13 protein-coding genes are annotated in these 18918 nt (G+C 74.5%); 7 read left to right on the top strand and 6 right to left on the bottom strand.

The features are described 5' to 3' along the window. Nucleotides 1–315 precede the first annotated feature (315 nt). Nucleotides 316–1485 carry an AMP-binding protein gene (locus tag HNR25_RS24105; RefSeq protein WP_184640580.1) on the bottom strand — a complete coding sequence of 390 codons (1170 nt, stop codon included), beginning with the start codon at nt 1483–1485 and terminating at the stop codon, nt 316–318. Nucleotides 1486–1677: 192 nt separating this feature from the next. Between HNR25_RS24105 and menB the strand changes: the two genes are divergently transcribed. From menB to HNR25_RS24085, 4 genes are all read left to right on the top strand, one after another. Beyond that, nucleotides 1678–2526 (top strand): 1,4-dihydroxy-2-naphthoyl-CoA synthase, encoded by an 849-nt coding sequence (gene menB, locus HNR25_RS24100; protein WP_184640170.1) that lies wholly within the window; start codon nt 1678–1680, stop codon nt 2524–2526. A 104-nt stretch (nt 2527–2630) separates the two neighbouring features. After that, nucleotides 2631–3626, top strand: coding sequence for an o-succinylbenzoate synthase (locus tag HNR25_RS24095; protein ID WP_376767560.1), 996 nt, complete (start codon nt 2631–2633; stop codon nt 3624–3626). 380 nt (nt 3627–4006) lie between these two features. Next, nucleotides 4007–5731: a 2-succinyl-5-enolpyruvyl-6-hydroxy-3-cyclohexene-1-carboxylic-acid synthase gene (gene menD, locus HNR25_RS24090; protein ID WP_184640166.1), complete on the top strand. Its 1725-nt coding sequence runs from the start codon at nt 4007–4009 to the stop codon at nt 5729–5731. 53 nt (nt 5732–5784) lie between these two features. After that, nucleotides 5785–6567, top strand: a complete 783-nt coding sequence (locus HNR25_RS24085) for a cupin domain-containing protein (protein ID WP_184640164.1) — start codon at nt 5785–5787, stop codon at nt 6565–6567. A gap of 71 nt (nt 6568–6638) precedes the next feature. Here the strand turns inward: HNR25_RS24085 and HNR25_RS24080 are convergent, their stop codons facing one another. Continuing rightward, entirely contained in the window at nt 6639–7901 is a 1263-nt protein-coding gene (locus HNR25_RS24080; protein WP_184640162.1) for an isochorismate synthase, read from the bottom strand. 208 nt (nt 7902–8109) lie between these two features. On the opposite strand from HNR25_RS24080, the gene HNR25_RS24075 reads away from it, so the two are divergent. Then, nucleotides 8110–9714 (top strand): glycoside hydrolase family 10-like protein, encoded by a 1605-nt coding sequence (locus tag HNR25_RS24075; RefSeq protein ID WP_184640160.1) that lies wholly within the window; start codon nt 8110–8112, stop codon nt 9712–9714. A gap of 206 nt (nt 9715–9920) precedes the next feature. Next, on the top strand, nt 9921–10214 hold the full coding sequence (locus HNR25_RS24070) for a DUF3040 domain-containing protein (RefSeq protein ID WP_184640158.1): 294 nt from the start codon (nt 9921–9923) through the stop codon (nt 10212–10214). A 66-nt stretch (nt 10215–10280) separates the two neighbouring features. Here the strand turns inward: HNR25_RS24070 and HNR25_RS26970 are convergent, their stop codons facing one another. From HNR25_RS26970 to HNR25_RS24055, 3 genes are all read right to left on the bottom strand, one after another. Then, nucleotides 10281–12989: a penicillin-binding transpeptidase domain-containing protein gene (locus tag HNR25_RS26970; protein ID WP_184640156.1), complete on the bottom strand. Its 2709-nt coding sequence runs from the start codon at nt 12987–12989 to the stop codon at nt 10281–10283. Between the two features lie 307 nt (nt 12990–13296). Then, nucleotides 13297–14667, bottom strand: coding sequence for an FAD-dependent oxidoreductase (locus HNR25_RS24060; protein WP_184640579.1), 1371 nt, complete (start codon nt 14665–14667; stop codon nt 13297–13299). Nucleotides 14668–15099: 432 nt separating this feature from the next. Then, nucleotides 15100–15789 carry a lysophospholipid acyltransferase family protein gene (locus tag HNR25_RS24055; RefSeq protein WP_184640154.1) on the bottom strand — a complete coding sequence of 230 codons (690 nt, stop codon included), beginning with the start codon at nt 15787–15789 and terminating at the stop codon, nt 15100–15102. A gap of 173 nt (nt 15790–15962) precedes the next feature. Here HNR25_RS24055 and HNR25_RS24050 point away from each other — a divergent pair, with 173 nt between their 5' ends. Continuing rightward, complete coding sequence (locus HNR25_RS24050) at nt 15963–18086, top strand: FUSC family protein (protein WP_184640152.1); 2124 nt, start codon at nt 15963–15965, stop codon at nt 18084–18086. A 49-nt stretch (nt 18087–18135) separates the two neighbouring features. Here HNR25_RS24050 and HNR25_RS24045 read toward each other — a convergent pair whose 3' ends face one another. Further along, a complete protein-coding gene (locus HNR25_RS24045) occupies nt 18136–18807 on the bottom strand; it encodes a cyclase family protein (RefSeq protein ID WP_184640151.1) in 672 nt (223 codons plus the stop codon). Nucleotides 18808–18918: the final 111 nt, after the last annotated feature.

The following is an 18918-nucleotide window of genomic DNA, read 5'->3' as shown; positions in this document are numbered from 1 at the left end:
TCTAACGCGTCAGAGAGTCAAATGTTCCCGGTCTCGATTGGATCTCGCGGGACGTGGTCTAGATCACGCTCCGATGCGGCGTGGGCGGCTCCGGGGAACGGGTATTGGCGTATGGGTGCGCGGCCCTTTCGGCGCGGCCGCACAGCTGCGTCCGCAGGGCCGGTGCCGACCGATCCGCACCGCCCACCTCCTTCGTCGCGAGGGGTTGGATTCGGTGCTTTGGTAGACGCCTGCCCGGCGTGCGAAGTTCCGCCGTTAGCGGATCCGTTACCGAATGATCGCGGTCACCGATCATCCTGCCCGCGGGCGGTCGCGTCAATCGCGCTCGACAGCCTGCCAGCGCAGGGCCGCCAGGTCCGGTTTTCCCGAGGTCAGCAGGGGCAGGCTGGAGCGGATCTCCACCTCCCGCGGCGCCGCGTAGCGGGGCAGGTGCCGCGCCACCCACGTGCGCACCTCCTCCAGCCCGGGCGGGGCCGCCGGGTCGACCGGCACCACCACCGCGGCCACGCGCTCGCCCCACTCGGGGTCGGGGCGGCCCACCACGGCGGCGTCGGCGACCGAGTCCATTCGCATCACCAGTGCGGCGACCTCGGCCGGGACCACCTTGTGCCCGCCGGTGTTGACGACGTCGTCCAGCCGGCCGCGCACCGCGAGCCGCCCCCGGTCGTCGAACCCGCCCAGGTCCCCGGTGCGCAGCCACGGCGCTCCGTCCTCGCCCGACACCAGGGCCTCGGCCGTCGCGCCGGGATCGCGGCGGTAGCCGGCGAAGAGCGTGCGACCGCCCAGCAGGATCCGGCCGTCGTCCTCAAGGCGCACCTGCACGCCCTCCAGCGGCTCGCCGTCGTAGACACAGCCGCCGCAGGTTTCGCTCATGCCGTAGGTGGTGACCACCCGGCCGCCGGCTGCGCGGGCGGCCTCCAGCAGGCCCGGCTGCGCGGCGGCGCCCCCGAGCAGGATCGTGCCGAACGCCGACAGGTCGCAGCCGGCGTCCACGAGCCGGCGCAGCTGGGTGGGCACCAGGGAGACGTGCGGGCGGTGGCGCTGCGCCGCGCGCGCCGCCGCGGCGGGCCCGAAGGGCTCGACCACGGGTTCGGTGCCGGCCGCCAGGGCGCGCACGAGAACGAGGAGCCCGGAGATGTGGGTGTGCGGCAGGACGCACAGCCACCGGTCGCCGTCGGCGGCCCCGATGCGCCGCAGCGAGGCGCGGGCCGAGGCGAGCAGGGCCGGCGCGGGCAGTTCGACGCCTTTGGGCGCACCGGTCGACCCGGAGGTGGCGATGGTCAGGGCGGTGTCCTCGCCGGTGCCGCTGCCGCCGTCCAGGGCCGTCACGCCTTCGGGGGTGCGCAGCGAGGAGGGGCGCATCGCCGCCAGCACGGCCTCCAGACGGGGCCGGGGCAGAGCGGGGTCGAGCGGCAGCAGCGCGGGTCCGCGCTGCTGCAGGGAGTCGTCGAGCAGGTCGGTGAGTTCGGCGGGCTCCACGCCCATCACCGCCTGCAGAGGTCGGTCGGCCACGTCGGCCCAGCCTAGCGCCGCAGCGCGGCCCGTGCGGCTCCGGGCGCGACCGCGGTGGCGGGGTGCGACCGTGTGCGCCGAAGCGATTAGGGTTGGCCTGCGGCGGGTCCGGGCGCGGCGCCGGCCGACCGGACCCCGGCACCAGGCGATGACGCAGCGAAGGAGATGACGGCAGTCGTGAGTGGCGTGGAGTGGCAGAGGTCGGGCGAGTACACCGACATCATCTACGAGACCGCCGAGGGGATCGCCAAGATCACGATCAACCGGCCCGAACGCCACAACGCCTTCCGGCCGCAGACCCTCTTCGAGCTCCAGGACGCCTTCAACGCCGCCCGCGACGACTCCGAGGTCGGTGTGATCATCTTCACCGGGGCCGGGGACCAGGCGTTCTGCTCCGGCGGTGACCAGAAGATCCGCGGCGACGACGGCTACATGGGCGACGACACCGTGGCCCGCCAGGGGATCGGCCGGCTCAACGTGCTGGACCTGCAGGTGCAGATCCGCCGGCTGCCCAAGCCCGTGGTGTGCATGGTCGCCGGCTGGGCCATCGGCGGCGGCAACGTGCTGCAGGTGTGCTGCGATCTGACCGTCGCCGCCGACAACGCGAAGTTCGGCCAGACCGGGCCCAAGGTCGGCTCCTTCGACGGCGGGTACGGATCGTGGCTGCTGGCCCAGACGGTGGGACTGAAGAAGGCGCGCGAGATCTGGTACCTGTGCCGCCAGTACAGCGCAGAAGAGGCGCGCGAGATGGGCATGGCCAACACCGTCGTCCCGCTGGAGCGCCTGGAGGAGGAGACCGTCGCCTGGGCGCGGGAGATGCTGCAGAAGTCCCCGCTGGCCCTGCGCATGGTCAAGGGTGCCATCAACGCGGTCAGCGACGGCGCGGCGGGGATGCAGCAGTTCGCCGGCGACGCCACGATGCTCTACTACATGAGCGACGAGGCCCAGGAGGGCCGCGACGCCTTCAAGGAGAAGCGCAGCCCGGAGTTCGACCGCTTCCCGCGGCGTCCCTGAGGGCGGTCGCGGCCACCGGGCCCGCCGCCGGGCGCGGCGGGCCGTGTGCGGGCCCCGGGCCGGGCCGGCGCACCGCAGCAGGACCACACCCCGCGGGAGGCGGATTGGCCAGCTTGGGCGGCCGGAGCGGCACGGCCGAGGCGCGTGCGTTCGCTATACCGATGCGCACGCGCTTCCGCGGGCTCGACGTGCGCGAAGGCCTGCTGGTGCGCGGCCCCGCGGGCTGGGGCGAATTCTCGCCCTTCCCCGAGTACGGCCCGAGCGAGTGCGCCCGCTGGTGGGCGTCCTGCCGCGAGGCCGCCGACGAGGGATGGCCCGCTCCTGTGCGCGACCGGGTCCCGGTCAACGTCACCGTGCCCGCCGTGGATCCGGAGCGGGCGGCCCGCATCGTGGCCGAGGGCGGGTGCTCCACGGCCAAGGTCAAGGTCGCCGAGGCCGGGCAGGGGCCCGCCGACGACATCGCCCGGGTGGAGGCCGTGCGCAGCGCCATCGGTCCCCGCGGGCGGGTGCGCATCGACGCCAACGGTGCGTGGAGCCCCGACACCGCGGTGCGGATGCTGGCCGCTCTGGAGCGCTTCGATCTGGAGTACGTCGAGCAGCCCTGCGCCACGCTGGAGGAGTTGGCGCAGGTGCGCCGCCGCACCGCGGTTCCCGTCGCCGCCGACGAGTCGATCCGGCGCGCCGAGGATCCGCTGCGTGTGCGTGCCGCCGGCGCCGCCGACATCGTCGTGGTGAAGGTGCAGCCCTTGGGCGGGGTGCGCGCCGCGCTGGAGGTCGCCGAGGCCTGCGGGCTTCCCGTGGTGGTCTCCAGCGCCGTGGAGACCTCAGTGGGGCTGGCCGCCGGCGTCGCGCTGGCCGCCGCCCTGCCCGCCCTGCCCTATGCCTGCGGGCTGGCGACGATGCACCTGCTGGAGGACGACGTGACCGCCGCCCCCCTGCTCGCGCGCGGGGGCACGGTTGCGGTGCGCCGCCCCGGCGTGGACGCCGACCGGATCGCCGCCGTCGAGGCCGACGCGGCCCCGTGGCTGGAGCGGGCCGAAGCGGCCCGCCGCGCCGGGCGCGCCGCCCCGGAGGCCGACCGGGGAGCGAGCGGCGGTTGACCGAGCCTTGGGCATCCGCCGGTGGAACGCGTGAGATCGGGTACGCCTTTCGGTGAGCAGGTCGCGCCGCGTTCGTCGGAGAGGGGGAGGGCGCGCCCCGGTGCGAACAGCCGGCTCCGGCCGCCGAGAACACGGCGATTCCGGTCACACTCGCGGGATCCGTCCGCCGGCGGGGACGGATCCCGCGCCGCGATCCGTTGCAGTGCGGGGACCGGAGGCCGCGGGCGCTACGTCCCGTTCCGCCGGGCGCCGGCGGGACCCGAGCGCCGAACGGCGGTTCCCGCCGCCGAGGCGGCGGGAGCGGCGGCGGGACACCGAGAGGGGCCGGGGCCGCTGACGGGCCGGCAGATGGACACACCTGACGAACTGAGAGACACCGCATGAACCCGTCTACCGCTCTGGCGCGCGTCCTCGTCGACGAACTGGCCCGGTGCGGGCTGTCCGAGGCCGTCGTCGCGCCGGGGTCGCGCTCCACGCCCCTGGCGCTGGCCCTGGCCGGCCACCCGGACATCCGGGTGCACGTCCGCGTCGACGAGCGGTCGGCTTCCTACCTCGCGGCGGGCCTGGCCCGCGTCCAGCGCCGCCCGGCCGCCCTGGTGTGCACGTCGGGGACCGCCGCGGCCAACTTCCACCCCGCGGTGCTGGAAGCCGACGAGAGCAGTGTTCCGCTGCTGGTGCTCACCGCCGACCGTCCGCCGGAGCTGCGCGGCACCGGCGCCAACCAGACCGTCGACCAGATCGGTCTGTTCGGTTCCGCGGTACGGATGTTCACCGAGGTGGGCACCCCCGATCGGGTTCCGGGCATGGCGGCCTACTGGCGGTCGCTGGCGTGCCGGGCCTGGGGCGCAGCCGAAGGCGCCGACCGCCCCGGCCCCGTGCACCTCAACCTCGCCTTCCGCGATCCCCTGGTGCCCGAGACGCCGCTGCCCGACCCCGGCGACGCGCCGGACGCGGCCGAGAGCGCCGCCCCGCTCCTGGAGGCCGGCGACTGGCCCGACCGGCTGGGCGGGCGCGCGGGCGGCGGCCCGTGGATCGAGTTCCGCCGCGGCCCCGGTGAGCCGGCACCGGTCGAGCTTCCGCCGGTGGAGCGCGGGGTGGTGGTCTGCGGCGACGGCGACTACGACCCGATCCCTCTGCTGGCGCTGGCCGCCGAGACCGGATGGCCGCTGCTGGCCGAACCCACGTCCAACGCGCGCCGCGGCGAGGCGGTCTCGGCCTACCGCCATCTCCTGGCCTCGCCGCGGTTCGTGGCCGAGCACGAGCCCGAGCTCGTCGTCACCGCGGGCCGGCCCGGGCTCTCCCGCCAACTGCTGTCCTACCTGGGCCGCGCGCAGCGCCACATCGCGGTCGGCGCCCCGTGCTCGTTCGCCGACCCCGTGCGTACCGCCACCGACGTCGTTCCGGCCGTGTCCGCCCCCGCCGGCGCCCGGCCCGACACGCCGTGGGCGCGCTCCTGGCAGGAGGCCGAGAAGCGGGCGCGCGCCGCGATCGACGCGGTCCTCGACGCCGACGAGGCGCTCAGCGAAGTCCGCCTCGCCCGCGACCTCGCGGGCCACGCCCCGAACGGTTCGCTGCTGTTCGCCGGATCGAGCATGCCCATCCGCGATCTGGACTCCGCGATGAGCGCCCGCTGCGGTGCGCGCATCCTCGGCAACCGCGGAGCCAGCGGCATCGACGGCACGGTGTCGGCGGCCGTCGGCGCCGCACTGGCCCACAGCAGCGCAGGCGGGGGCGGCGCCTACGCGCTGCTGGGCGACCTGGCGATGCTGCACGACCAGAACGGGCTGGTGCTGGGCCCCGGCGAGCCCCGCCCGGACCTGGCGGTGGTGGCGGTGAACAACGACGGGGGCGGGATCTTCTCCGGCCTGGAGCAGGCGGGCCACCCCCGCTTCGAGCGGCTGTTCGGCACCCCCCACGGCGTCTCGATGGAGCGGATCGCCCAGATGGCCGACGTGCCCTACACCCGTCTGGAATGGGCCTCCGATCTGCCTAAGGCGCTGCTCGGCGAAGGGCTGCGGGTGGTCGAAGTGAGCACCCGGCGGACCGATTCCGCGGCGCTGCGCCGCACCGTGCAGCGGGCGGTCGACGCCGCCCTGCAGGACTGAGCGGCCGGGGCCCGGGCGCGGCAGGCGGCGCGCTGCTGCTAGCTTTGCGGATTATGCGGTATCTGCGCCATATCACCGGCATCAGCACCTGGCGCGACGGCGACGGGCCCGTCGCGCCCGCGTCGTTGCGCAGCGAGGGCTTCGTGCACGCCTCGCCGGACGACGCCACCGTGCTGGCCGTCGCCAACGCCGTCTACGCCGACGCCGCCGAACCCCAGCTCGTGCTCATCGTCGACACCGAACTGCTCGACGCCGAGGTGCGGTGGGAGGCCGCGGAGCCGGCCCCGCCCCCGGGCGTGGCCGACGACGCCCGGTTCCCGCACATCTACGGGCCCGTCCCCCGCGCTGCGGTGGCGGGCGTGCGCTACCTGCGCCGCGACCCCGGAGGCGTGTTCGTCTCGGTCGAGGAGCGCGGTTCCACAGCCGAGCTGCTCGATCTGCTGCCCCACCCCGAAGGCGGCTGGTACCGCCAGACGTGGACGGCCGGCGCGGCGGTGCGCCCCGAGGGCTATCCCGGCGAACGCTCCACCGCGACCGGTATCCACTTCCTGCTCAATCCGGGAGAGTACTCGCGCTGGCACCGGGTCCGCTCCGACGAGATGTGGGTCTTCAACCGCGGGGGGCCGCTGGAACTGGCCCTGGGCGGCGTCGGCGAGCGCCCCGAGGAGGAGGCGCGCCTGATCCTGGGCCCCGACCTGGAGGACGGCCGGCGGCTGCAGGGCCTGGTTCCCGCCGGCACCTGGCAGGCCGCCCGCCCGCTGACCGCGCGGGAGGTACTGGTCAGCTGCTTCGTGTCACCGGGATTCGACTTCGCCGACTTCGAGGCCGTGGACTAGAACGGCGCCGTTGCAGCGGGACCCGGCGGCGGGGCGCGCCGGGCGCCCGGCCGGGTCGTGGACCTTCCGGCTCAGTCGGTCAGGGCTTCGCGCATGACCCGCAGTTTCGCGTCGGCTTCGGCCACCTCGGCGTCGGGGTCGGAGCCGGCGACGATGCCGCAGCCGGCGAACAGCCGGGCGCGCGGGCCGCGCACGTGGGCGCAGCGCAGAGCGATGGCCCACTCGCCGTTTCCGGAACCGTCGATCCAGCCCACCGGGCCGGCGTAGCGGCCGCGGTCCATGCCCTCCAGATCGCCGATCAGCTCCATGGCCGCGGTCGTGGGGGTGCCGCCGACGGCCGCTGTGGGGTGCATGGCCGCCACCACGTCCAGGGTCGAGGCGCCCGGCCGCAGTCGGGCGCGGGCGCGGGAGGCCAGGTGCTGGACGTTGGCCAGCCGCAGCAGGCCGGGCCGTTCGGGCGCCTCGACCGTGGCGCACAGCGGTGCGAGTGTGGCACGCAGCGAGTCGATGGCGTAGCGGTGCTCCTCGCGGTCCTTGGCCGAGGATTCGAGCTCGTCCGCCAGGCGCGCGTCCTCCTCGGGCGTGGCGCCGCGCGGGCGGGTTCCGGCCAGCACGAGCGAGGCGACCTCGTCGCCGTGGCGGCGCAGCAGCAGCTCCGGGGTGGCGCCGACCATGCCGTCCACCGCGAAGGTGTAGCAGTCGGGGTAGTCGCGGCCCAGCCGCGTCAGCAGCGTCCGGGGGTCGATGCCGCTGCGGGCCTCGGCGACGACGTCGCGGGCCATGACCACCTTGTCCAGCTGCCCGGCGCGGATGCGCTCGACGGCCGCACCCACCGCATCCCGCCACGCGCCGGCGGAGAGCGATCCGGTGCGCCACGTCAGTGGACCCACGGGCGCGGGGGGCGGCGCGGCGCCGCCGGTGTCGGGAGGCGGTTCGCCGGCGGGGGCGATGGTGGTGAGCCAGGAGCGCCCCCACCGGCGGCCTACGACCACACGCGGCACGACGAGCACCGATCCCGGCGAGCGGGCGTCGAACGAGAAACCGCCGAAGGCGACCAGGCCGGTTCCGGGAAGTCCCACCGCGTCGCCGGTTCCGGCTCCGGCCGCCAACCGCTCCAGGGCCGCCGACGCCGTCGAGAAGCGCCCGGTGCCCCGCGGCGCCTCTTCGGCGGCCAATTCCACGCGAACCGCTTCGCCCCAGCCGACCAGGCCTTCGCCGCCGCGCAGCCAGGCCGTCGGGGCGGTCGGCGGCAGGTGCGCGATCAGATCGGGCGCCGCGTCCAGCGGCACGGTGCGCACGTTCAGGGGCGGCAGCTCATCCAGGGCGGCGGTCACAACCGATCATCCTAAAAGCCGGCACGCCCTGCCCCGACCGGGGTGCGGCGTCGCCTCGGCGCTGCGGCCGGTTTCACCCGTGCCGTCCCGCGGGTGCGGTGCGAACCGGCACGGCCGTGTTCATCCGGAACGGACCCACAGGCCACCGCGCCCCCGTATTCTTGTCTGCACTGCATAAAAAGGGAGTGACGGGGAGGTAAACCGACAAATGCGACGGTTGCTGCTGAGTGTCGCGGCCATGGCCGCGACAGCGCCGCTGCTGGGAGCCTGCGTCCCGTGGTCGGACCCCGGATCCGGAGACGGTGCCGACGATCCCCGAACGCACGCCGCCATGCCCGCCCCCGGCCAGTGCGACACCGACCCCGCCGCCCCCAAGCGGCAGATGCGCGGCGCGTGGTTCACCACTGTCCGCAACATCGACTGGCCCTCCGAACCCGGCCTCGACGCCCGGGAACAGCAGAGCGAACTGGACGACCTGCTCGACCGCGCCGCCGGGCTGGGCCTCAACAGCGTGTTTCTGCACGTGCGCCCCACCGCCGACGCCCTCTACGCCTCCGAAAAGGAGCCCTGGGCGCGCTACCTCACCGGCGAGCAGGGCGGCGACCCCGGCTACGACCCGCTGGCCTACGCCGTCGAGCAGGCCCATCGGCGCGGCCTTGAGCTGCATGCCTGGTTCAACCCCTACCGGGTCGGGTGGAAGGACCCCGACCTGGAGAACCTCGCCCCCGAGCACCCCGCCAGGCAGCACCCCGATTGGCTCGTCGAGTACGGCGACGAGGGCTACCTGGACCCCGGCAACCCCGACGTGCGCGCCTGGGTCACCGACGTCGTGCTCGACGTGGTCGAGCGCTACGACGTCGACGGCGTGCACTTCGACGACTACTTCTACCCCTACCCCGGCGACGGCGAAGAGTTCGACGACGACAGCAGCTTCCGCGAGCACGGCGGCGACTTCGACAGCCGCGCCGACTGGCGGCGCCACAACGTCGACGCCCTCGTCGCCGGTATCCACGAGCGCATCCAGCAGACCCGTCCCTGGGTGCGCTTCGGGATCTCCCCCTTCGGTATCTGGCGCAACGCCGACAGCGACCCCGCCGGGTCCGACACCGCCGGGCTGGAGTCCTACAGCGCCCAGTACGCAGACACCCTCACCTGGATCGAGGAGGGCACGGTCGACTACATCGTCCCCCAGCTCTACTGGCAGCGCGGCTTCGACACCGCCGACTACGCCGAGCTCGTGCCCTGGTGGTCCGAGCAGGTCGCCGGAACCGGCGTCGACCTCTACATCGGCCAGGCCGCCTACCGCGTCGGCGACGAGGGCTTCCGCGGCGCGGACGCGCTCTCCCGCCAGCTCGACGTCAACGCCGAGCACGGCGAGGTCGGCGGCGACGTGTACTTCTCCATCAGCGACCTGACCGCGACCGGCCGCGCCGCGGAGGCCATGGCCGCCGTCGGCGACGCGCACTACACGCGGCCGGCGCTGCCACCCGCCTCCGACTCGGCCGGAGAGGCGCCCGATCCGGTCTCGGAGCTGACCGCCGAGCGGGTCGGGCCCGGCCGGGTGGACCTCGCCTGGACCCCGGTCGACGGCGCCCGCTTCTACGCCGTCTACCGGGTGCCCGGCGACGGCGGCGACCCCTGCGACCTGGCCGACGCCGACCACCTGATCGGAACCACCGGAGCGGGCGGCGACGGGCCCGCCTTCACCGACGACGCCCCTGCCGACGGACCGGTCCGCTACCACGTGACGGTGCTGGACGACTACCGCGCCGAGAGCGGTCCCGGTCCGGCGGCCCGGGTCTCGCCGGGCTGATCGGGCCTGCCCGGACGTCCCGTGCCGCGCCCGGCCGCACCGCGCAGGCGCCGGGCGGCGGCCGCCGGCCCCGGGACCTCGTATTCGGCTACGAATTCGGCGCGCCGATGCGTGTTCGGCGTCCGCGCGGTTAGAAACCTGTGAAGAGCGGCGGCCGTTGCGCGCGACCGGCGGCCGCCCGGCCCGTCAGCGGCGAGGAGGGTGCGGTGTCACTGCGTGAGAACGAGCGGCGGATCCTCGCCGAGATCGAGCAGGCGCTGGCCGAGGACGATCCCGACCTCGACGAGCACCTGAAGGGTTTCGGAATCGACGACCCGTCCGACGACGAGGAGGACCGGCCGGGGCGCGGCGTCCTGCTGCTGCTGATCGGCGCGGGAGCCCTGGTGCTGTGCGCCCTGCTGGCCGGGATCTACTTCAGCGCCCCGGTGCAGGGCACCGAACCCGCCGCCCCGGCGTCGTCTCCCGCGGGCCAGGGCGTGCCCGGTGCGGGAGGCGGCTGAGGGGCCGCTGCGGGACGGTGCCCGCGCCCGGAGCCGCGTACCGGCGGCTCCGGTGCGCACGTGGGATCACAGCGCGTCGAGGAACGCCTTCGCCAGCGGCGCCGCCGCCCCCGAGCCGCTGTCGCCGTCCTCCACGACCACGGCGAAGGCAACGTCGTCCTCGTAACCGACGAACCACCCGTGGGCGGGCAGCTCTTCGCCCTCCTCGGCCGTGCCGTACTCGGCGGTGCCGCTTTTGCCGTGGACCTCGCCGGTGAACCCGACGTTCTGGGCGGTGCCCTCGGTGACGACGGCGCGTGTCATGTCGCGCAGGCTCTGGGCGTTGTCGAGCGGCCGGGGCTCGGGCCGCTCGGCCGGCGCGGGGTCGGTCACCAGAAGCGGCGCCCGCCACGACCCGTCGGCCACCGCCGCGGGCAGCGACGCCAGATGCAGCGGCGACGTGAGCACTTGGCCCTGGCCGATGCTGGAGGCGGTGAGCAGGCTGACGCTGTCGGGCTGGGGGAGCGAGGGCTTGAAGACGTCGATCCCGCTCGCGAACCCGGTGTTGAACCCGAAGCGTTCGGCGCTGTCCAGCAGCGACGCCCCGTCGAGGCGGTCGGCGACCTCCTGCACCAGGGCTGTGTTGCACGACGTGGCGAAGGCCTCGGTGACCGACTGGGCCCCATAGGCGGCGTCACCCGCGTTCTTGTAGGTGCGTCCCCCCACGTCGACGGTTTCGGGGCAGGACATCTGCGCGCCCATGCCCATGCCCGAGCTCAGCAGAGCGTGGTAGGAGATGATCTTGAAAATGGACCCCGCCGGGTATTGGCCCTCCAGCGCGCGGTTGAATCCGCCGGGGACGTTGGCCGCAGCCAGCACCTCGCCGGTGGACGGGCGCACCGCCGTGATCGCGGTCGGCTTGGACTGTCCCACGATCGCTTGTGAGGCCGCCGCCTGCACCGCCGGGTCCAGGCTGAGGGTGACGTCCGTGCCGTCGGAGCCGCCGAGGGTCGCCACGGTGGGGGCGTCCTCCGGCAGGTCCGCGGACTCGGTTCCGGTTTCGCCGATGCGGATGGCGGTGGCCGCCTTGCCGGCCAGGCGCTCCTCGTAGGACTGCTGGGCCCCGCTGACGCCCACCGGGTCGCCGGCCTGATACGCCGGTCCCAGGTCTTCCAGGTCTTCTTCGGAGGCCGTGCCGACCTCGCCTACGATCATCTGCACCGACCCCGAGGCGCTGCCGTCGTCGAGGCGGCTGCCGTCGGCGGCGAGCACGTGCCCGCGCTCGCCCCACTGGTTCGTGCGCATCAGGGTCTGGCCGTCGCCGAGGTCGGGGTGTACGGCCGCGGGACTGAAGTCGACCTTCCACTCGCCGTCGGTGTGCACCAGCGGCAGCTCCCCGGAGTAGCTCCACTCGCCGGCGCTGCTCAGGTCGAGGGTCGCGTCGAAAGCGGCGGTGGCGGTTCCGTCGCCTTCTTCTACCGGGCCGGTGCTCACCTGGACCGCGTCGACGCCGAGGTTCTCGTCGAGTCGGCCGAAGACCTCGGCGGGCTCGCCGCCCTCGGCGAGGCCGGCCATGGCCGCGTAGTCCTGGGAGTTCCACGCCTGGGCGTAGGAGGTGACGGTGTCCTCGGGCTGGGGCATGGTCAGCACGTACCAGGAGGCGCCGCCGCCGACGAGAGCGAGGACCACCGCGGCGCCGACGACGCCGACGATCAGGCCCGTGCGCGAGCGGCGCGGCTCGTCGGCCGGGTCGGGGGCGCCGCCGGTGTAGGCGGGCTCGAAGCTCGGGGGGACCGGGGGTCCGCCGTAGTCCCCGCTGTCGCCGCCGGCCGGGGTGGAGGCGGGTACCCGCCCCTCGGATGCGGCGGCCTGGGCGCCGTGGGGAGCACGGGTGTATCCGTCGTCGGCGGGCCGGGCCTGCCCGGCGGAGCCGGGAGCGTGGCCGTAGCCGGGCGTCGTGCTCTGCTCGGGGGCGGTGCTGTGGTCGGGTGCGGGGGGCTGGTGGTTGTGGGGGGAGTGGGTGTGTCCGCCGCCGGTGGAAGCGGCGGGGTCGTCGGGTGTGCCGGTGTGGCCGGGTGCCGTGTTGTGGTCGGGGGCCGGTTCGCGGGGGGTGGCGGCGTTGCCGTGGAGCGGGGTTTCGGGGGCGGCGGGCCGGTGCTCGTCGGGTGCGGCGAAGGGATCGGCGCTCAGAGGCGGTTGGGGCGTGTCGCGCGCGGGGGCGCCGGGAGGCGCGGTGGCGTGGCCGTAGCCGGGCGTCGTGCTCTGCTCGGGGGCGGTGCTGTGGTCGGGTGCGGGGGGCTGGTGGTTGTGGGGGGAGTGGGTGTGTCCGCCGCCGGTGGAAGCGGCGGGGTCGTCGGGTGTGCCGGTGTGGCCGGGTGCCGTGTTGTGGTCGGGGGCCGGTTCGCGGGGGGTGGCGGCGTTGCCGTGGAGCGGGGTTTCGGGGGCGGCGGGCCGGTGCTCGTCGGGTGCGGCGAAGGGATCGGCGCCGGACGGCGGCTGCCCGGGCGCACCGTCGGCTCCCGGCGCCTGCGGAGCGGGAGCCGGGATCGTGTACGGGGAGGAGGGCGAGACGGGCTGCCATCCGGTCGACCCCGGCGCCTGCGCAGCGGGACCGGGAGTGTGGGGCTTCTGCGGCTCGGCGGCGGAGGCCGGCGGACCGCCGGATCCCGGCTCCGGGGCAGGGGCGCTGTACGGCTCCGCGCTCGGCTCGGGGGGACCGGAACGGCCGTCGTACTCGCCGGACGGGGCGGCGGAGGAGGGCTCACCCGGCCCCGAAGGGCGCCGGTCGTCTTCCACGGGGCACGTCCTTCCGAACAACACCGCCCCGCGTTCCTGAGCAGAAGCGCGGGGCGGGGACGAGGGTGGGTGGCCGGTGTGGCGGTCGCCTCTCGGCGCGCGGCACAACGCGGCTCCGAAGTCCGTACGGCCGCCCGGCGAGCGGGCGCCGCACGCGGTATTCCGCGAAGGCAATAGGTGAGGCCCGGGGGACACTTGCTACCACACCGACCACTGGCGACCTTAACCCATCACATCGCCGTCTGTGCCGCAGGGGCGGGAATCGGCGGCGGTAATCCGCGTCACATCGGGCGGGTGCGGCGCCGGATCAGCCGTGCTCGGCCGCGGAGGGCTCCTCGGAGCGCGCGATGCGCGTCATGTCCTCGCGCGTGCGCACCTTGACCCGCTTGCGGTCGCGGTCCGCCCCCAGGGACTCCTCGTGGGCCTCAAGGCGCTGCCATCCCTCCCAGCTGGTGTGGGCCACGCCGCGCTCCTCCAGCAGGCGCAGGAACGCCTCGGGGTCGGGCTCGGCCGCCGGCGCGAGGTCCGCGCGGTCGGCCACCAGGTTGGTGACGGTCTCCAGCGCGTCGCCCTTGGTGTGGCCGATGAGGCCCACCGGTCCGCGCTTGATCCAGCCGGTGGTGTAGACGCCGGCGACGGGCCGCTCGTCGAGGTCGAGTACCCGGCCGCCGTCGTTGGGAACGACGCCGCGCTCGTCGTCGAAAGCGAGGTCGGCCAGCGGGGATCCGAGGTAGCCCACCGCGCGGTAGACGGTCTGCACCTCGTGGTCGATGTATTCGCCGGTGCCGCGGACGTCGCCGTCGCCGGTGAGCTCCATGCGCTCGGTGCGCAGCCCGCACACGCGGTCCTCGCCCACCACTTCGGCGGGCCGGTGCAGAAAGTGCAGGTGCAGCCGCCGCGGCTCGCCGCGCGGGTCGCGGATGGCCCAGTTCTGCAGGATCTTGACGTTGGTCTTGACCTGGTTGGACTCCTCGATCGCGGACATGCTGGCCGCGCACAGGTCGAAGTCCTCGGGGTCGACCACGACCTCCACGCCGGGCTGCTTGTCCAGCTCGCGCAGCTCCATGGGGGTGAATTTGGCCTGGGCGATGCCGCGGCGCGCGAAGACGTGCACGTCGGTGATGTGCTTGGCGGCCAGCGACCGGTGGACGTTGTCGGTGATGTCGGTGCCGAGGAGGTCGTCGGCGTCCTTGGCCAGCATGCGGGCCACGTCCACGGCGACGTTGCCGGCGCCGATCACGGCGGCGGAGGTGCCGTCGACCCGCCATCCGGGGTCGACGTCGGGGTGGCTGTCGTACCAGGAGACGAAGTCGGCGGCGCCGTAGGAGCCGGGCAGGTCGATGCCGGGGACGTCCAGCGGGCGGTCGCGGTCGGATCCGGTGGCGAAGACCACGGCGTCGTAGTGGCGGCGCAGGTCCTCCAGTTTGAGGTCGCGGCCGTACTCGACGTTGCCCACGAAGCGGATCTCGGGCTTTTCCAGCACCTTGTGCAGGGCGTTCTGGATCTGCTTGATGCGCGGGTGGTCGGGTGCCACACCGTAGCGGACCAGGCCGTAGGGGGTGGGCAGGCGGTCGAGCACGTCGATACTGACCGGGGTCCCGGACGCTGCCAGCGTCTCGTCCTTGGTCAGCAGGTCGGCCGCGTAAATACCGGCGGGGCCGGACCCCACGATTCCCACGCGCAGTGGTCGCGTCATTGGCACATCTCCATAAGTCGCGTCTGCTCGGGGCCGCGACGCGATCACCCGGGCACGCTTGACGAGGTTAGGCTAACCTCATTGTTGCTTCCGTGTCTAAAGCCTACTAAACCGACTATGAAGATAGGCAGCCTGCCCCGAGCGGCGCGCACCGGGGGTGCGGCCCGTTCCGGTCCGTATCCGCCCACGTCAGCGGCGGCGTCGGGCCCGTAAGGCGCAACACCGCTGCGCGCCGCACTAAGCCGGGGCGCGGCTGTGGATTACCTCACGCGGGGAGCTGGAGCGGTGCCGGGCGCCGCAGGTGAAGCCGCCGGGATCGCGGCGCTCCGGCGCGATCGGGACCCGGCCGCGGACGGGAACCGGTCCGCAGCCGCGCGCCGCCCCTGCCCGCGGCGGGCGCGCCCGGCGAAGGGCTCAGGATCCGCCCCGGTCGAGCTCGGCCTTGACCGAGGCCGCATAGCGCGGAACCTGCGCCTGTCCCGACAGCCCCCGGACGGCGGCCATGACCGCGTCGGTCGCCGCCCGGCGCGAGCGCGCCTTGCCCTGCTCGCCGATCCAGGGGGACAGATCCACGGGCGGACCCACCCGGATGCCGATACGGCGCAGAGCCGGCACGCGGCGGCCCCGCGGCAGGATCCGGTCGGTGCCCGCCAGTGCCAACGGCACCACCGGTGCGCCCGAAGCCAGGGCCAGCCAGGCGATTCCGGTCTGGCCGCGGTACAGGCGGCCGTCGGGGGAGCGGGTGCCCTCGGGGAAGATCCCGAAGGCGGCGCCCCCGCCGAGGACCTTCCGGCTCTCCTCCATGGCCGCCTGGGAGGTCTGGCCGGGGCTGCGGTCGACGGCGAGCTGGCCGATGGCGCGCAGCGCACGCGCGAACGTGCGCTGGGCGGCGTTGCCTTCGGCGAACAGCTCCCGCTTGGCGATGAAGGTCACCTGCCGCGGCACGGCCACGCCGATGAACAGCGGGTCGATGTTGGACAAGTGGTTGGACGCGAGGATGACCGGCCCTTCGGCGGGAATGTTGTGCATGCCCTCCGTGTGCAGGGGCCAGGCCGCTCGGGCGGCGGGCGCGATCACCGTCTTGGCGGCTGCGTACAGCTCCACGGCTGGTGTCCTCTTTCGAAGCGGGGCGGGCCGGCGCCGGTGCGGGCACGGCGGGGGCGTCGGCGCGGTGCCGACGGCCTGACCTTATCGGTGCCCGGTACCGGACCGCCGAGCGCGGCGCCGTCCGCCCGGCGCACCCCGCCTCTGCCCCGGTGCCGCCGCCTCCCCTTACCATGGGGACCGTGCAGGACGAGGGGGCGAAGGCGAGCGGCGGGGCCGACGATCCGAATCCGAGCGAGCCCGTCTGGAACCCGCCCACCCGTGTGCGCGCCCGCGTGGCCGACCGCCCGCGCCAGCGCGTCGACCTGACGGCACTGTTCGGGCTCTCCTCGGGAGGCTGGGCCTGGAGCATCGCCGTGAAGGCCGCCGTCGCGATGTCGTCGTCCTTCGGACTGGCCGTCCTGCTGTTCGACCCGAGTGTGGCCACCCTGGCCGCCTTGGGCTCGATGACGGTGCTCTACGAGCGCGAGACCCCCTACCGCTACCGGTCGGTCGCGCTCGCACTGGTGGGCCTCGGATTCGTCGCCTGCGTCGCCGTCGGCTCGCTTGCCGCGTTCGACCCGTGGGCGGCGGCGGTGACCATCGGGGTGGTCGCCGGTGTGGTGACCTGGCTGTGCCAGGCCCTGCGCGTGGACAAGCCCGGCCCGCTGTTCTTCGTGCTGGTCTGCGCGATCTCCACCATCGTCCCCGGCGGTCCGGCCGACGTGCCGGTGCACGCGCTGGTCGCCGCGCTGGGCGCGGGCGTGGGGTGGGCCGTTTCGATGGCCGAAGGCCTGATGCGCAGCCGCCACCCCGAGCACCGCGCCGTCGCCGACGCGTTCCGGCAGCTGGCGCTGCTGCTGCGGGCGATCGGCACGCCGCGCCTGGACCACGTCCAGCACGACGCCTCGGTCGCCGTCGCCAACGCCTGGCGCATCGTCCTGCTCAGCCAGACCCGCGGCTACCGCGACAGCCCGCCGGCGGCGCGGCTGCGCGCTCTGCTGCGCTGGGTCTCCGACATCCACCTGGCCGCGACCGACGTCTCGCTTTCGCGGACCGACCGGCTGCCGGCCGTGGCCGCGGACTACGCCGACGCCCTCGCCGCCGCGGTGACCAGACCCGAGCTCACCCCCGACGAAGCCGAGCTGGACGAACTGCGCAAGGGGCTGCGCCCCCGCTCGCTGGAAGGGCGCCTCTACAGCCGGCTCGGCCGGGCCGCGCAAGCGGCGCGCCGCCGCGAGCACGAGCCCGAAGGGCGCGGACTGGCGCTGCACGACACCCCCTACCCGCCGCTGCTGCAGTCGCTGCGCTCCAGCCTGACCGCCGGATCGCTGGTGCGCCCGACCGCGCTGCGCATGGGCATCACCGTGGCCGTGGCGGGGGTCGTCGGACTCGCGCTGGGCATCGAGCGGTTCTACTGGATCTCGATCACCGTCACGGCGGTGCTGCAGGGCGGAAACGTCGTGCTGACGGTGAACCGCTCCCTCCAGCGTGCGTTGGGAACCCTGGTCGGCGTGGTGATCGGTGCGCTGGTGCTGAGCGCGCCGCTGCCGCTGGCCGCCACCGTCCCCATGGCGGCCTGCTTCATGGGTGTCGCCCAGCTCGTGGTGGCGCGCAACTTCTTCTACGCCAGCGTCTTCCTCACCCCGATGGCGCTCGTCCTCGCCCATACGGCCGCACCCCACCCGGTCGAGCAGCTCGCCCAGGCGCGCATCGTCGACACCCTGCTGGGGTCGGTCGCCGCGATGGCCGGCGCCCTGCTGCTGTGGCGGCGCGCCTCCGCGGCGCGGCTGCCGCGGACCATCATCGACGTGCTCGACACCACCCGCACCGTGCTGCTCGCGGTGCTCGACCCCGACGAGGAGCCCGGCCCCGCCCGCACCTACCGGCTCCGCCGGGACCTGCGCTCGGCCCTGGTGAGCCTGCGCGGCGTCTACGACAGCGCGATCGGCGACGTCCCGCGCGCCAACACCACCCGGCCGCTGTGGCCGGTCGTGGTGGCCGCTCAGCGCGCCGGGTACCTGGCGCTGTCGGCACTGGCCCTGGAGAACCCCCCGACCGCGTCCCACATCACCCTGCAGCGGCTCGACCTGGCCTTCGACGAACTGATCTCGGCGCTGCGGGACCGGCGCACGCCGCGCCTGGGCGCGCTGCCCCGGCTGGTGGACTACCCCCGCATCAACATGGAGCTGCGGGCCCTGTCGTCGGCGACGCGCACGGCCGTTGCCCAGGACGCGCGCACCGCCGAGCGCGAGCACGCGCGCCGCGCCCAGCGCGAGCACCGCCGGGCCCAGGAGGAGGTCGACGCCGACCTGTGAACCCGGCGCGGCGGCCGCGGAACCCTGCCGCCGCCGCGCCGCGGACCTCCTACTGCACGATGGCGAAAGCCCGCACCGGGAACGTCGCCATACCCCGGATCTTGACCGGGACGGCGAAGAAGGCGAACCCCGTCTCGGGCAACCGGTCCAGCAGGCACAGGTGCTCGACCACGGGGACGCCCGCGGCCAGCAGCAGCGAGTGCACCGGACGCGCCCCCTGGCTCTGCGGCGACGTGTCGTCGATGTTGACCGAGTCGATGCCCACGAGCGCGGCGCCGGCGTCGACCAGGGCACGCGCCGCGTCGGCGGTCAGGTAGGGGTGCTCGGGCGAGCCGTAGCGCTCGGAGCGCCAGTGCCGGTCCCAGCCGGTGCGCAGCAGCACGGCGCGCCCGGCCACGTCGGCGCCCGTGACGTCCTCGGCCGTGATCGCCCGCTCGTCGCTGTCGCGCCGGTCGATCACCGTGCCCGGCAGGTCGGCGATCTTCTCCAGTTCCAAGTCGGCGAGGTCGGCGCCGTCCCGGTAGCGGTGCGCCGGTGTGTCGAGGTAGGTGCCGGTGTTGGAGACGAGGGAGATCCGGCCGATGGTGAACTCGGTGCCCTGCGCGTAGGTCGCCTGCGACTGTTCGAAGGACAGGTGGTCGTCGATGTCCGGCCCGGGCAGGCCGGGATAGGTGGTCATTCCCGCCGTGATCTGATGGCTGACGTCGACCAGCTGTGTCATGGATCCGCCCTCTTCTCTGCGCGTCCCGGGGTCGCTGCCCCCGGTGCGGGGGCAGAGGTCTAGACCAAACTTTAGCGCCGGAGCCCCGCACGGGGGCCGGCCTCCGCCGGA

It is taken from the genome of Streptomonospora salina (assembly GCF_014204715.1).
GTDB lineage: Bacteria > Actinomycetota > Actinomycetes > Streptosporangiales > Streptosporangiaceae > Streptomonospora > Streptomonospora salina.
This window is presented reverse-complemented; position numbering and strand designations above follow the sequence as displayed.

Excerpts from the sequence above, each read along its gene's own strand:
- HNR25_RS24105 (WP_184640580.1), bottom strand. The coding sequence starts at position 1,485 with ATGGGCGTGGAGCCCGCCGAACTCACCGACCTGCTCGACGACTCCCTG.
- menB (WP_184640170.1), top strand. The coding sequence starts at position 1,678 with ATGACGGCAGTCGTGAGTGGCGTGGAGTGGCAGAGGTCGGGCGAGTAC.
- menD (WP_184640166.1), top strand. The coding sequence starts at position 4,007 with ATGAACCCGTCTACCGCTCTGGCGCGCGTCCTCGTCGACGAACTGGCC.
- HNR25_RS24085 (WP_184640164.1), top strand. The coding sequence starts at position 5,785 with ATGCGGTATCTGCGCCATATCACCGGCATCAGCACCTGGCGCGACGGC.
- HNR25_RS24075 (WP_184640160.1), top strand. The coding sequence starts at position 8,110 with ATGCGACGGTTGCTGCTGAGTGTCGCGGCCATGGCCGCGACAGCGCCG.
- HNR25_RS24050 (WP_184640152.1), top strand. The coding sequence starts at position 15,963 with ATGGGGACCGTGCAGGACGAGGGGGCGAAGGCGAGCGGCGGGGCCGAC.
- HNR25_RS24045 (WP_184640151.1), bottom strand. The coding sequence starts at position 18,807 with ATGACACAGCTGGTCGACGTCAGCCATCAGATCACGGCGGGAATGACC.